The organism is Rothia sp. HSID18069 (genome assembly GCF_003989155.1).
In the GTDB taxonomy this organism is placed as follows: domain Bacteria; phylum Actinomycetota; class Actinomycetes; order Actinomycetales; family Micrococcaceae; genus Rothia; species Rothia aeria.
The window spans coordinates 273594-288364 of record NZ_RBMG01000001.1 but is presented as its reverse complement, the minus strand read 5'-3'; the positions used below and the strand labels follow the sequence as shown (position 1 = coordinate 288364).

Sequence of the window (14771 nt, the reverse complement as noted above, 5' to 3'; positions counted from 1 at the left end):
AAGTTTAAATATTTTTTGTGCCCTAGCCGTGCCCGGTTTTTGCCCGCAAATACACGGAACTAACTTAGGTACACCTTGCTTTGCAGACAGGTTGTCACTATTTCTTGGGATATTCAGGTTGGCACACCCCCATTAATTAGGTTATATTTTTATTACCAAATAGCGAGAGTCCTTGTGGGAAGGATTCTTCCGCGAAACGGTTTCGAAGACTTTTCTTCCTGTGTGTGATGCGAGGAGGGGGTTCCAGCTGGAACCCCCTCCTTACCTTAACTGCGACGGAAGCTGCTGCACCCAGTACACTCGCCACACAGAAGCCTACATTTAAAGTAATAGTTAAATGTACGTGCTTATGGGCCGCGTGTTCTCTAGGATAGAGATAGCTGGTACATCACGCACTTGAGAGGAAACCGGTTACCATGACTTCCGAGATAACCCGCCGCGCGGCCCTGGGCTTTGCGGGCGCAACATCCCTAACGCTTCTCGCCGCCTGCGGGTCTGGCACAGCTATTAATGGCTCCTCCAGCGAGTCTTCATCGGCCGCTAAAAAGGACTACAAAGGCGAGGTGAAACTGGAGGAATACGATACTTCCGCCGGTACTTTTGAGCCCGCTACTCAGGAGACCCCGCCCAAAAATGCTCCCAAACCCATTAAACCCAAAAATGCTGACGAGGACTCCGTAGCCGGACTATATTCCAGTATCGCGTTTCTCGGGGCGGCTATTACTTATGCCTTACTCACCGGGGAGGTCGGGCCGGCCAACGAGTCCGCCCTCAACGAGGAAGACCGGAAAAATTTTACCTCTGGGTTTACTCTGGATAAGATCCGTGAGGGTAAATACTGGGAGGCCGAGTCCAAAGTTGTCTTTTTCTTAGAGACCTCAGAACCCACAAAAGAAGGGGATGAGTACACCTGGCCATATAAAGAAGAATCACGCCACGGGGCGTACCGAGTGAATGTGAAAGAGACTTCTACCGAACGCTCCGTGAAGGTGAGCACCATCCCCACGAAACAGCAGGTGCATAAGGGAGGTGGGAAGATTAAAGCAAAACACACCAATGGCCGCTGGGTGATTACCTTTGACATACCCTCATCAAGCTCCAGCGCCTCACCGTCTTCCTAAAAAACTGTTCCCATCCCGAACATCCGGGTGACAGCAAGGGAGGAGTCCTAAGAGGGACTCCTCCCTTATATATACACCCAGATAGCCCTAGATATTGCACTCCGACTACGGAAAATACACGGGTACAGGGAACGGGCAGGAGCCTTCTCTCCCCTTCCCTGCTACTCAAAAAAGCACCCCCATCATTATTGGTGCTGGGCCATGATTCGTCCCCGTTTACAGAAAGCACACTATAAGAAACGCGCCTTATATGCTTGATGAGCGGGAGGAGGAAGCACTGGGGCTGGCACTCTCATCGGTCTCAAAACTAATGACCCAGTGACCGCCAGTGTGTTTTGCTTTGATCCGCCCCGGTGTTATAGTCTCCTGGCTGCTCTCAGAAATAAAGTTCACGCTGGTCTTTGGGCCGTTAACCTCCACATAGTACGCCCCGTGGCGGGAAATTCCCCGGTACGGCCAGGTGTACTCGTCCCCTTCTTTTGTGGGTTCTGAGGTTTCCAGAGAATAAACGAGCTTAATGTCAGCTTCCCAGTGTTTACCCTCAGCCGTTTTTCGTACGACCCTATTGTTTATTATCTCTTTCTTTGTTTCCTCGTTGAACGCCGAGTCCTGCACATATGTGGTATCCCCCGTAGTAAAGGCATAGGTAATAGCCGCCCCAAGAAATGCAATGCTGGAATACAGCCCGGCTATGGAATCTTCGTCAGCGTTTTTGGGCTTAATAGGTTTGGGAACGTTTTTGGGCGGAGTGTCATGGGTTGCGGGCTCAAAGGTACCAGCAGAAGTATCGTATTCCTCCAGTTTCGCCTCGCCTTTATAGTCTTTGGGAGAGGCTGACGGTGAAGAGGCATCCTCTTGAGTACCCACAAATACATTGGTTGCCGCGCAGGCAGATAAAAACACCGTTGTTCCTGCACCCACAAGACTTAAAGCCGCGCGGCGGGTTATTTCGGAAGTCATCGTAACCGGTATCCTTTCGGATTGTATTTATTCGATAAACCCATCATAGGTTCTGTGTGCCCACTCACACGGTATATCCAAGTATTACTTTAATCATAGAGTTACTGTGCGCTATATCTATCCGCACACTAACACCGTGCGGGCCTGTCTCACAGTGAGGCAGGCCCGCACGGGCGCTTATAGACTACGGCAAAAGCCACTCTGCATTTGTATATCTCGGCTTCTGCCCTTGGTACCTATTCTCCGGTTTTACCTTTACCCTTAGCATCCTTATCTTTCTTCTGATGCAAGGTGTGCAGCGGCTTCGGCAACTCCACCGGCTCCCAGGTGTTTGAGGTGGCCTTGAACATGGGCATCGCCCCGGGGCCCAGCCGAATGCCCTGAGTAGACGTATCCTCAAACCCGCTGCCGAGCGTACCCAGCTGCTGCTGCGGCTCGAACACCGGTGAGACATCATCATCCAAAGAGTCCAGGTCGCTCTCATCAATAGTTGACGGCACCGGAGTATGCGGAACGGGCGGCTGTACCGGCGGCGCATCAGGGGTTGCACCCTGCCCCAGCGGCACCGTGGTGTGCTCCGCCGTATCACTGGAGGGCTGCTGCACCGGATCCTGCTGCGGGTACGGGTTCTGCAGATTCAGCTGCCGCGCCCTGCGGCGGGCACGCTCAGCAGCCTCACGCTGCACCTGCTGCGCCGCCTCAGCTGCGCGGGTAGCCTGCGCGCGGGCCGCAGCGGCACGCTGAGCCAGGTTCGCCGTGGATATCCCATCCGTGATCGGGGCGGTAGCGTCAGCATCAAAGGAGCCACTCCGTTCGAAGGAGGATGCCCCGGAAAGGTTCTGCTGCGGCACCCTGCCAGTTTTAGCAGCAGCCTCCGGTCGGGCCGGGGCGGCAGGTGGCTGAGTTGGAACAGGCGCAGTAGGCTGCGCCGCCTCAGCAGAATCGCTTTGGGAAGGGGCGCTCTGGGTGGGGGCAGCAGTGACCGGCGCAGAAGATACAGCCGAGTCTGCAGGCTGAGTGGCCTGGGCAGAGGCTGAAGGCGCCTGAGGGGTCTCGGTCTGGATATCAAAAAGCATGGGCTCATCACGGTGCGCCAGGGGCCTCAGCTGCGGGGGCAGGTGCGAGCCCCGCCCACCCCGGCGAATCGCCGGAAGCTGAGAAGTACGGGCCCGAACCGGCTCCCGTTCCACTGCACTACGGCGTGCGGCACCCTGAACATCAGGTTCCCGCTGAACCCCGGGCGATGCGGCGACGCGGGCTCCCTGAGCTGACGCACTGCGACGCGCAGGTGTGTGGCGGCGCAGTGGTGCAGGCTCACGGCGGGGACGAGACGACTCCTCCTGAACGCCCTCACCAGCGGGACGCTCACGCCCTGCCACGCGTTCGCTGCGGTGCTCGGCAGCGGGGGCGCGATGCCCCTGCGTCCTGCTGCCGCCCTGCCGTGCAGCCGAACCCGCAGCTGCTATACGGGCGGGAGCGGGGCGTGTCCCCTTGGTGCGACGGGTATTAGCCGCCGGGTCAGCACCGGCTGTTTCAGACTCACGGCTGCCGTGCTCAGCGGAGGCTATCACCTCGGCCTGTTCGGATACCGGGGCACTGGAAGACTCGCGGCGGCTCGCTGCGGGCTTTTTAGCACCCGAAATCGCCAGGTACCGCAGCAGCCCGCCGGTCGCCACAGCAACCAGCAGCGCCGCCACCGGCCACACCCACGACAGCATGCCGGAAAAAGCCATAAGGGCAAACCCCAGGGCCGCAACAAACGCCAGCAAGGCCACACCCAAAAGTACGGCGCGGCCGGTATGAACCGTCATCCCCGGAGGTACCGGACCCCCCAGCATTGACTCCTGAACCTCCGGAACTTCTTCGGTAGAGGAAAGCTCATGCAGGGCAGGGCCGCGAACCGCAGCCGCCGAAGGCGCCTCCCCCCGAGACTCCTCCGCACGCCCGGTGCCCTGATGGTGTGTGCCGCTACGAGGCTGAGAATCGGTGTCCGCAGCGGAGGGATCCTGCCCCGCCGTCTCAGCGTCTATATTAACCTCAGGGATACTACGACCTATCCGGGAGCCTGAAGGTTGGGAATTTGCTGTAACCTCCCAATGTGCGGGTGCATCAGCCTCGCCGTCGGCAAGCTCCGCACCGGGCGCAGAATCCAGGTCAGGCTCCGGGGCGTAGAGGTCCTCATCGTACGGTTCGTCGTAAAGCTCAGTATCGTGTGCGCCCTGCTGCTGGGCGTTCGCGTCCTCACGCATCGTGGCCTCCTCCCACAGGTCGGCGTCTTCGGCACTCTCGGCTGCATCCGTGGTGTACAGCAGCTGCGTCTTATCGTCCGCAAACTCTTCCTGTCGCTGCTGCACGTTCACCGCAGCCGAAGCGGCGCTCTCAGCAAACTCCACCCCGCCCAGGGGCTCCAGCGAACCGGTGGAGGTTGAAGCGTACACCTCAGCCTTGCCGGAAGCCGAAGGCACGGCCGCACCCGTGCCGCGTGCAGTCTCCTCATTAAACAGTACTTTTGCGGACAAGAAAATATCCTCAGCGGTGCGGCCCACACTCGCCAGCTGCCGCCGGGATCCGTTGGCGGGCGCACGCCGAGAAGCCCTAGGCACAACCCACAAGAGCATAATGACAGCAAGGGCAACCACAATGCCCGAAGTGCTCAGCCAGATCATGCTTCTATACCGCCCCCATAAAAACGCCGGACCCCAAAAACCTATATCTATAAATACTACCGAAATTAGCGGATATCGGTGTGCCAGAATACGCCCCAGGCACAAAACATCACCAAGTTTTTGTGCCCACCCACACAGCACCGGGTTGAAAACACCCAACCGCACAATAATGCGGTGGCCCCCGGCACGGGAAGCCACCGCATCATAACACCCTAAAACGCGTGTTTTTAGCAGTTTTCAGCAGTAAATTCCTTCAACCACTGGCACAGCTCGGGACCGAAATCGCCGCGCTCAGCAGCCAAAATAATATTCGCCTTCAAATACGAGAGCTTATCGCCGGTATCAAAACGACGGCCCTTAAACACCACACCGTACACGCCTTCCCCATCGCCCTCGCCCACGGCAAGAGTCTGCAAGGCGTCAGTGAGCTGAATTTCCCCGCCACGGCCGGGGGCGGTATTCTCAAGCACCTCAAACACCTTCGGGCTCAGCACGTAACGGCCAATCACAGCATAATTTGAGGGGGCCTGCTCCGGCTCCGGCTTCTCAACCAGCCCGGTCACCTTCACAAAGTCCTCACCCGCAACGGTCTCAATCGCGGCGGCACCATACGCAGAAATCGCCTCACGCGGCACCTCCATGAGGGCCACCACAGAACCGCCGGTACGCTGCTGCACCTCAACCATGCGAGAGAGCAGATCTTCCTTCTCATCAATCAGGTCATCGCCCAGCAGCACCGCGAACGGCTCATTGCCCACATGCACCTTACCGCGCAGCACCGCATGCCCCAGGCCCTTCGGGTCGCCCTGGCGCACATAGTGGATCTCTCCCAAATAGTTGGACTCCTCCACAGCCTTCAGCAGGGCCTCTTTACCCTGCTCAGCCAGCTGCCGCTCCAACACCGGCACACGGTCAAAATGATCCTCCAAGGCGCGCTTATTGCGGCCGGTGATCATCAGCACATCTTGCAGCCCCGCGCGGATCGCTTCCTCCACCACATACTGGATGGCGGGACGGTCCACCACCGGGAGCATCTCTTTAGGGGTCGCCTTTGTTGCGGGCAAAAATCGGGTGCCCAGACCCGCCGCAGGAATAACAGCCTTAGTAATAGACCCAGATACATTAGTCATGCAAACAGCATACATGAGAAGAGAATGTCCGCAGAACAAGCACGTCTCAAGTACCGCATATTTCACAATACTTTGATTAGACATTCCCCTCAGGATTAGGCCTTCTGCAATTCTATAATTGAAATAACACACGCCACGCTGTGTTTCAGTACTGCAGCCAACGTCGTCCCAGGAGAACCATGCAGCAGCCCGCCTCGGGGGCATCCCCCGAAGACATCGCGCTCGATAAACAAGTATTACGCGCCCAAATCCGCCCGCGCCGCCTCATTAACCGCAGCAACCGCGCAGAGGCAGGGCAAGCAGACTATGCGCGCCGCTACCGGGAGGGCATCTACTCCCTCATACCCCGCACCGGGAAAAAACTAACCATTGCAGCGTACCTGCCGACCGCTGCGGAGCCCCCCATCACCGACGCACTGCAGCAGCTGCACCATGACGGGCACCGCATCCTGGTGCCGGTGGTGCGCCCCGGGCGGCAACTCGCCTGGGTACAGTGGGACCCGCATGTGCAGCACCCCCTCAACGGTATGGGTATTGCCGAACCCGAAGGCGACGCTGAAGGCCCCCACGCCTTCACAGCAGCCGACCTGCGCCTAGTACCCGCCCTGGCCTACGGACGCAACGGGCGACGGCTTGGCCAAGGCGGCGGGTATTACGACCGGCTGCTGCCGCGCCTGAGCGAGCAGGCCCTGCGCGAAACAACAGTGGGCGTGGTATTCGCCGACGAAGTGCTTGACAGCATCCCCTACGACACGTGGGACGGGGTGCTTTACCGGGTGCTCACCGAGAACGGGGTGCACCCGCTCGGCGAACATGCCACCCACTAACACACCGTACAGCCAGCACGTAGGCAGGCACCGCACACAGGCGGTACACTTTTTAGCTGGAAGTAATCACACAGGCTCAGCGAGGAATACCATGCCGATCTACGTCTACCAGTGCAAAAACTGCGGCCACGCCTTCGAAAAACGCCAATCATTTAGCGATAATGCGCTGCGTACCTGCCCAAGCTGCGGACAGGAAACACTGCGTAAACGCTACAACGAGGTGGGCGTCGTCTTTAAAGGCTCCGGGTTTTACACAAACGACAAAAACAGCAGCACAAATAGTTCAAGCAGCTCCAGCGGCAGCTCAGCAGGCACCGCCTAACCGCCACGCGCCCAGCCCCTCATCTGGTCAGGGTGCAGGTCAAACGTGAACAACATGGCCCAGCGTGCAGTGCTGGGCTTTTACCCGCTAGGATGCACGGGGCTACGGTAAGCAACCACGAATGGGGTACGCGGCATCCTGGGGGCACCGTGCGGGCTAATAGTGCGGAGGTTTCTGCTCCTTCATCTCCTGCACCCACTGCAGCCTGGCCAGCTCATCCGCGCTCAGCGCCTGCTGGGAACGCCCACCCGGCACGCCACGGGTAGCCCCAGTCCCCTGTTGTCCGCTGGCGGCCCTCTGCCCACCCGACGGCTTCACACGCTGCACCCGCCCCGGTTCGGGGGCATTCACCCCAGCGATACGCGGTTCAGCTTCAGCTGGCGCGCCCACCCCACTCACCCGGCGATGACCGCGCCGTGGTTTCGGCACGGGCGAGTAGCCGCTCACGAGTTGTCCTCCCGCATCCCAACGTACCGCATAATGCGCTCCACCACAGCATCCGGGTCGGCGAATACCTCCACCGTGTTCAGGGTCAGGTAGTTCCACCCGGTAAGGCCCAGCCGCTCAGGCAACAGGCGGGTGCGCTCGCGCACGCTGGTGCCCGCAAAACGCGGTGAGGCGTCCGAGCAGGCAACCAGCGGCATGGCGGGCTCCTCACTGTCGCCACCGCCTGCGGGGGCGTAGGCGATAAACGCCACCAGCCCGCCGCCTGGCTCAATACGCACCCCGCGCTGGCGCAGCCGAACCAGCAGGTCGTTCAGCAGCCAATCGCCGGTATCGGGCAGAGGGCCGTAATCCTCACCCGCTAAGAACTCGTTATCGGGCATTTTTTCGGGGATGCGTGCCGCCTGCTGCTGCTCGTCCACACGTTTCTGGTGTGCCTCATGGGCACGCATCAGACGGTAAAAGTCGAGGGCGCCGTGCTCTAGTTTCTGCGGCTCCAACGCATCCGGGCTCACACACGAAACAATGTGGGTGGCGCGGCGGGCACGGGTCAGCGCGGTCACGAGCCCCTCCCGGCCGTGCTCCTCCGACAGCTGCCCCATCGTGTAGGGGGTGCGCTGGTCGGGGCGGGGGCGGCCCACTCCCAAGGAGAAGATCATGGTGTCTCGCTCCATGCCCTCAGCGCGCGTAAAATCAACCACCCTAAACGGTTCTTTTCCGGGTTTAAAGAACGGCGCCAGCTGCGGATATTTATTCAGGGCGTTGCGCACCGCACCGGCCACCCGCTGCGCGTGTTTAGGGCTCGCGGTTACCACCGCCAGGGAACGCTCCGGGCGGCGGTAAGCGTGCTCCAGCACCAGTAAGGTCACCCGCTCCACCTCAAAACTTGGCGATTCCTGGTTGGCGTTATCGCTCACCTTCCCGCGCGTATCAATGTATTCGACGCTAAGGGTCGGCTTCGGCTCGGAGGCGGCATCACTCACCGAGCGCTGCCGCAGCTGCCCCCCGTAAAATTCACGGTTCAAATAGTCAAAGGTCACCGGGTCCATGGCCCGCCCCAGCTGCGCCAGGTGCAGCGAGGGCACCACCTTCGAAAGCGCGTCAAAGGTGCTCTCAAGTCGTTTCGTTGCTGGCGCCGGTGCCCCCGTCGCCGGTGCCGAAACAATAAACGGGGCCGGGTACCCGGAGTGCGGGTCGCCGAGGGCGATCACCGCCTCAGCGCGGGTAATGGCGGGCAGGTTTGCCGCCAGCGGCGTCGATTCGGAATCTAATAAGATCGCAGCGTCAAAACGCATAGTGGGCGGAACGTGGCGTGCCAACGCGAAGGGGCTGGCCGTCCAAATCGGCAGCAGGGTGCTCGCCATCGTTGGGGCGTGCTCCAATAACTGCTGAAGCACAAACTCATGTCCGCGCAGCTGGCTTTTAAGGTACGCCGCCTGCTCATGGTGGGTGTCGATCCGGTCGTTCCACAGCTGCCGGGTGCACTCCAGCAGGCGTGAGGCAGCACCCAGCATGTGGGCGTAGTCGGCGCGGCGGAACCGGGACTCAACGCCGCGAAGCGCCTGCCCGCCCAGGATTCGCCCTTCGTGGTCGTGCAGCAGCTCCTCAAGGGCGGACTGCCACCAGGCCAGCTCCAGCTCAGCGGCCACCAGCCGTGCCGGCACCTGCCGGGCGTACAAATCTTCCATAAGCTCATCCAGGCCCAGGCACAGCAGGCGCGCGGTGAGGGTATCCCGCTCGGGCAGGCTCATCAGCAGCACCCGGTCGGCCAGTAACGCATCCAAACGCTGTTCGAGCGCATCCAGGGTGGTGCGGGTAAAGTCGGTGCCTTCCGGGGAGTCATCCAGCACGATTCGCAGCCCGTCGAACTCTTTCATGAGGGAATTGCAGGCGGTGACAAGCGCATCAAGGTTCTCGGGGATCTGCGGGGTGCGTGGGGCGGCGGTGTGCCGGATCCACTCTGCGCGTTCAGCCTGCACAATCCGCAGCTGCTCGTGCAGGTCGCCAATATTCACCCCCGGCAGGATGTACTCCTTAGCGGCGCGGCGCAGGCGGGAGCGCTGCATACTGCTCATTTCGATGCCGTTTTCGCGGCGCCACGCCCCGGTCGCGGTGGCCGCGATCAGGTCGGTGACGGGCCGGTCATACACGGTGGGGCGGAACTGTTTCAGGGTTTCCCGGATGCGCTGCAGAATACGCAGCTGCCCCTGCCAGTCGGCGATAGTGCGGCCCAGCCGTAACCCGGTGGTGCGGCTGAGCCGGCTCATAGCCTCCCGCAGAGACAGCAGGGAGGATTTGAGGGTGAGAACCAGTGCGTAAGCGTCAGCGGTCTCCTCGTCGTTGGCCAGGCGGGCACGGTACCAGGGGGAGGTGCGGGCTGCCGGGGTGAACGCCCCCAACTCCGCGAGGCGGGTGAGGTCGTGAGCAAGGTTCTCGCGTTCGAGCAGCCGATCAAGCATGCGGCGGCTAAACCGTACACCGGTTGCGGGCGCCTCGTTCCGTGAGGTGAGTTCGGCGAGGGTCTGCAGCGCCTGGTAGGTGGTGATATTCCAGTACGGCTCGTGCGAGAGCAAAGCCTCGGTGTGCCTGTGCAGGCGACGGCGGGTTTCAAGCAGCTCGGCGGTGGTCTCCTCTTCCTCGGGTATGGCAGCGGTTTCGTTGCGCACAATGGCTTGGATGAATTCGGCGCGCTGGCCTTCGGCGTCTCGGTCGGTGAGCACATCAAAACGGAGGGAATCAATACCGTTGCGTTCAAGCAGTGCGGTGAAATCAGCCAGGGTGGAGCGTTTCTCCCCCACCACAAGCACAGATTTGCCCTGCCCCGTGAGGGTCGCAGCAATATTTACGGCGGTACGTAGCGGCTCGGTGCCGGGGGCGGCGGTGACGGTGAACGAGTTGCCGCTGGCGGCCGCATCAATAATGGTCTGTGCGGCCGGGTCGGCGTCAAGCAGCTGCGTCTCCCGCTGCGGGTCACGGTCGTCATGAGGGGGCTGGTTCTGCACCAGCGGGCGGATGTTCGGCTGCACCCCGGGGACTTTGAGCGCGGCAATATCACGCACCAGCGGCGTGTGGGCGGTGTGCGGCAGCTCGCCCATGCTTTCTTTGAGGTCGGCGAATGTTGAGATGAAGAACCGTGATTCGATGGCCATCCCGGGGATGTTCCCGGTGGTGGCGCGCATCCGCTCAATTACGGGCTCGGGGTCAAGGCGGGACATGGAATTGGCCAGCTGCGCCACGTCCATGGTGCCCAAGTCAATATCGTATTCCTGTTTGATTTGGCGCACCATGGCGGGGTTAAGCCGCGCGGCACCGGCAAGGCGCAGCTCGTAGTCGTCGCTGCTGGGGTGCGGGGTGATGCTCAGCGGCGCCATGAGGATAGGGGCAATAAACCGTTTCTCGTAGGAGACGGTGTGCTCGCGGGTGGAGCGTGAGAGCCAGGAGGCGGTGCCGGCCACAAAGTACCCGGAGTCTAGCCCGTGGTCGGTGGACAGCTCATAGATTTTGGTGCGCAGGGTGCGGGCGGCACGCATCCCCTCCTCCAGCAAGCTTTTTTCGCGCAGAATGGTGGACAGGCGGGTTTTCCGCCCGGCCAGCAGCTGGGCGAGTCCGGAGGGGTTTGCGGCGGTGAGGTCGATGTGCACATAGTCAACCCGGTTAAAGTTGAGCATCGCGTCCGGGCCGGTGTAGATGTCCATCTGTTCCGCCCAGCGTTCCAGCCCCGCCGCTGGGTCGAAGCTGTGGCTGGCGGGGTCAAGGTGCGGCGGCAGTGCCTCAGGGGGCCCGTCGGGGTTGGGTGCCGGTGCGGGTTCTGAGGTTGGCGAGTTTCCCGTCCTGGGCGCGCCCTGGGGGGTCTCGGGGGTTCCGTTCACGTCGTGTGCGTCCTTGGGTGTGTTGTATTCTGCACGTTCTTACATCATACGGCCGGGTGGGTGCGCCTCGTGTCTGTGCCGGGCGGATGGGTTCAGCGTTTCGCGGGTAGCCCACCGTAGCGCGCTATAGTGCCGTAGTTTCTGCGGTTCGTCCTTCCTATGCGGCCTTGTAGCAGCTAAGGTGTGTGTTTAGCTTGTCCAGAGGCGGATGTTCGCCGCGAGAACCAGCAGACTCACCATCCCCAAAAATACCATGGCGGCGATGAGTACCCAACGGTAGGTGGGCGCAAATTTTTCGGTCTCGTCCCAGTCGCGGGTGGCGCGCAGCAGCAGGTAGCAGGCGAGCGCGCCGGGCAGGTTCCCCACCACTATCTGCACCGCGAGGGCGTAGAGGGTGAAGACGCGTTCGGTGCGTTCGTTTTCGCTTCCAGCGAGTTTGAAGAGTCCCGCGAGCAGGATCGTCAGGCACCCGTTGAGGAACGCGACAGCGAAGAAGGGAATGTTAAGCGCCTGCTGGAAGGTCATATTGGAGTTCGCGGCGCCAAGCAGAATCCAGGCGAAGAGCGCGAAGGGCACCAGGAGCCAGTACCAGAAGAGGAAACGGCGGAGTTTACGGTCGTCGTCAAGCGCGGTGAAGATGTTCATGTCTTGTGTGCTTTCTGGGGGTTAGTCGGCGGTGGGTTCTGCCGGGCCGATGCCCGGGTCTGTTTCGTTCCCGCCGGGCTGCCGCTGGGGGTTTCGGGTCTCAATGTGGTCGATGTACCGGCGCACCAGGTAGTCCAGCAGCACTGAGAGCGCCACGAATGAGTTGTAGGGGCCGCGCTGGCCGGTGATCTGCGTGGGGGTGCTCTGGTAGTGCAGTGAGTATTCGGCGTGGGAGGACATGTAGTTCACTCCGAGGGCGGTGACCGCGACCATGGGGATTTTGCGCAGGGCAAGCATTTTTACGTGTTCGCGCATGTTCTCTGTCTGCCCGGAGAACGATACGAGGATCACCAAATCGTTGGTGGTCATGGAGGTCATGGTGCTCTCAAACTCGTTGCGGGCTGGGATGACGTGACAGAATTTGCCGCACACCTGCATGGATTTGGCGAACTCTTGCACGGCGTTGCGTTGGGCGTACCCGGTGCCGAAGCAGTAGATGGTGCGGGCGTCGTGCATTTTTTCGAGGAGCTTCGATAGCTCCATGTGTTCGAGGTAGTCGTAGGTTCGCAGGATGTCTTCTTTACCGCTCTCAATAAACCTGGGGTTGTAGGGTTCGGAGCGGGTGAGGGAGGATTTGATGAAGTATTTCAGCTCCGCAAAGCCTGAGAAGTTCAGTTTCTTGGTGAGGCGAATAATGGAGCTGGTTGAGGTGTAGGTTTTGTGCGCGAGGGAGCTGATGGTGGCTTCGGCAACGAACTTTTCGTTGTCGAGCATAAACGCCAGAATCTCGCGCTCTGTACCGCTGAAGCGGTGCTGGTTTGCATTCACCACATCTTGTAAATCCACTCAAGGCTCCTGAATCGCTGACAAGCAATATTAAAAATATTACAACGTCTGCGGCTCAGGAGCCTTGTGGTGTTATCGCGTGAAGCGGGTTTTAGCCTAGCTCACGTTTTAGGCTTTGGTGTTCACCATGGTTTCAAAACGCTCGCGAACCTGCGGAACGTCCATGCCCACGATCACCTGGAATGCCTTACCCTTGCGTACGATACCAAGAGCACCGGCGTCCTTGAACGCGGCATCCGAGGTGTCGACCAGGGATTCATCGGCCACCGACACGCGCAGGCGGGTGGCGCAGTTGTTCACGGTGGTGATGTTGTCGGCGCCGCCGAGCAGTTCAAGGAAACCAGCCGCACGCGGTGCGTACAGGTCAGTGTCGCCGTCTTCTGCGGATGCGCCGCCCTTCTTCTCGGCAGCCTTGGCGGCCTTGTACTCGGCTTTCGAGTACAGCTTCGTTTCGCCGCCCTCAGCCTCACGGCCGGGGGTCTTGAAGTCGAACTTCAGGATCAGGAAGCGGAAGAGCAGGAAGTAGATGACGGTGAAGCACAGGCCCACGCCGATCTGCATGAGGTAGGTCGGCCAGTGGTTCTGCCACAGCGGAACCCAGTTGAGGAAGATGAAGTTATCCAGCAAACCGCCGCCCATGTTGCCTGAAAGCCCGAACATGTACATGATCGACGCCATGGTTGCAGCCAGCACAGCGTGCACTGCGAACAGCGGGGGTGCCACGAACAGGAAGGTGAATTCCAGCGGCTCGGTAATGCCGATGAGCATCGCGGTGAGGCTCACGGGCAGCACCAGGGCGAGAACCTCTTTACGCTTCTCGGGCCGTGCGGTGGTGTAGAAGGCCGCCGCAATACCTGCCGGTGCGAACACCTTAGAGTTGCCGTGCAGTGCGAAGCCGCCGCCGGGGAAGAGCTCACGCAGGGGCTTGTCGCTCTGCGCGAATTCGCTCAGGTGGGTCGGCCAGTCCTTCGCAATGCCGTTGGGGGTTACGGCGTTGCCGAACATGAACGGCGAGTAGATGAAGTGGTGCAGACCGGTCGGGATGAGGAAGCGCTCCAAGAAGGTGTAGATCCACACACCGAGCGCGCCGGAGGCGATGAAGAACCCCTGCATGCTTTCAATACCGTGCTGGGCGTAGGGCCACAGCAGGGTGAAGAGGAACGCGACGGGGAACATGAGGAAGAAGCACACGGCGTACACGTACTGGGTGCCCTGGAAAATACCCAGGAAGTCGGGCAGCTTCTTATCGAACCAGCGGTTATGTACCCACACCACGATGGCGGAGATAATAATCGCACCAAAGATACCGGTGTCAATGGTCTTAATACCGGCGATCATTTTCAGGCCGGTACCGGCGGCGGACTCGGAAATATCCACTCCGTAGTTGAGCTGGAAGATACCACCGCTGTCTTGGCCCCAGTACTTGAGCATTGTTCCGCTCAGGTAGTTGAAGGTCAGGTAGACCATGCCAGCTTCGAGCACGGCGCGGGCGTTTGCGGTCTTAGCGAGCGCAATCGGCAGGCCGAGCACGAAGAGCAGCTCCATCTGAGTGAAGACGGTCCAGGCACCAGAGAGCCAGACATCCCAGATTTTAAACCACATCGTGCCTTCATTAGCTAGAGGACCAACGATGTTCTCTAGGGTGGCAACTTTGCCAATACCAACCGCCAAACCGGCGAAGGCAAAAAGAAGCACGGGGGCCAGCATGGCCGAACCGAACCTCTGAACTTTTTCCATCATGAGGCTTACGCCTTTCGGGTTACGAGAAAATACGCAGGCACACGCGCCCGCGCGAATGTCATCAGTATTTGAATGGCACCATCATCCCACCTTTTGGCGGGGCTACACGTCTGTTGCGGGAGATTAGACATGTTTTTTCATAACGTGAAACATCTCCCGGTACCGGGTAAAAATACTAACCTACTGTCACGGTTTTTTAGT

11 protein-coding genes are annotated in these 14771 nt (G+C 60.2%); 3 read left to right on the top strand and 8 right to left on the bottom strand.

The features are described from left to right. Nucleotides 1-416: 416 nt before the first annotated feature. Nucleotides 417-1121 carry a DUF6318 family protein gene (locus tag D8M41_RS01315; RefSeq protein ID WP_126926265.1) on the top strand — a complete coding sequence of 235 codons (705 nt, stop codon included), beginning with the start codon at nucleotides 417-419 and terminating at the stop codon, nucleotides 1119-1121. Nucleotides 1122-1367: 246 nt separating this feature from the next. Here the strand turns inward: D8M41_RS01315 and D8M41_RS01310 are convergent, their stop codons facing one another. From D8M41_RS01310 to galU, 3 genes are all read right to left on the bottom strand, one after another. Next, nucleotides 1368-2081: a DUF6318 family protein gene (locus D8M41_RS01310; protein ID WP_023134175.1), complete on the bottom strand. Its 714-nt coding sequence runs from the start codon at nucleotides 2079-2081 to the stop codon at nucleotides 1368-1370. Between the two features lie 236 nt (nucleotides 2082-2317). Continuing rightward, nucleotides 2318-4747, bottom strand: coding sequence for a phage holin family protein (locus D8M41_RS01305; protein ID WP_023134176.1), 2430 nt, complete (start codon nucleotides 4745-4747; stop codon nucleotides 2318-2320). 227 nt (nucleotides 4748-4974) lie between these two features. Continuing rightward, a complete protein-coding gene (galU, locus tag D8M41_RS01300; protein WP_037234679.1) occupies nucleotides 4975-5877 on the bottom strand; it encodes a UTP--glucose-1-phosphate uridylyltransferase GalU in 903 nt (300 codons plus the stop codon). 179 nt (nucleotides 5878-6056) lie between these two features. On the opposite strand from galU, the gene D8M41_RS01295 reads away from it, so the two are divergent. Together D8M41_RS01295 and D8M41_RS01290 are read left to right on the top strand one after the other, a co-directional pair. Further along, nucleotides 6057-6704, top strand: coding sequence for a 5-formyltetrahydrofolate cyclo-ligase (locus D8M41_RS01295; RefSeq protein ID WP_126500361.1), 648 nt, complete (start codon nucleotides 6057-6059; stop codon nucleotides 6702-6704). Between the two features lie 91 nt (nucleotides 6705-6795). Beyond that, a complete protein-coding gene (locus D8M41_RS01290; protein WP_126500362.1) occupies nucleotides 6796-7026 on the top strand; it encodes an FmdB family zinc ribbon protein in 231 nt (76 codons plus the stop codon). Nucleotides 7027-7182: 156 nt separating this feature from the next. On the opposite strand, the gene D8M41_RS01285 is transcribed toward D8M41_RS01290, so the two are convergent. The 5 genes from D8M41_RS01285 to D8M41_RS01265 form a co-directional block, all read right to left on the bottom strand. After that, a complete protein-coding gene (locus D8M41_RS01285; protein WP_006888772.1) occupies nucleotides 7183-7473 on the bottom strand; it encodes a hypothetical protein in 291 nt (96 codons plus the stop codon). After that, nucleotides 7470-11339: a DEAD/DEAH box helicase gene (locus D8M41_RS01280; RefSeq protein WP_006888788.1), complete on the bottom strand. Its 3870-nt coding sequence runs from the start codon at nucleotides 11337-11339 to the stop codon at nucleotides 7470-7472. Before D8M41_RS01280 ends, D8M41_RS01285 begins: the two co-directional genes overlap by 4 nt. A 189-nt stretch (nucleotides 11340-11528) precedes the next feature. Next, a complete protein-coding gene (locus D8M41_RS01275) occupies nucleotides 11529-11984 on the bottom strand; it encodes a hypothetical protein (RefSeq protein WP_006888731.1) in 456 nt (151 codons plus the stop codon). Between the two features lie 21 nt (nucleotides 11985-12005). Further along, nucleotides 12006-12830, bottom strand: coding sequence for a MurR/RpiR family transcriptional regulator (locus D8M41_RS01270; protein WP_006888766.1), 825 nt, complete (start codon nucleotides 12828-12830; stop codon nucleotides 12006-12008). Nucleotides 12831-12938: 108 nt separating this feature from the next. After that, nucleotides 12939-14570 (bottom strand): alpha-glucoside-specific PTS transporter subunit IIBC, encoded by a 1632-nt coding sequence (locus tag D8M41_RS01265; protein ID WP_006888764.1) that lies wholly within the window; start codon nucleotides 14568-14570, stop codon nucleotides 12939-12941. Nucleotides 14571-14771: the final 201 nt, after the last annotated feature.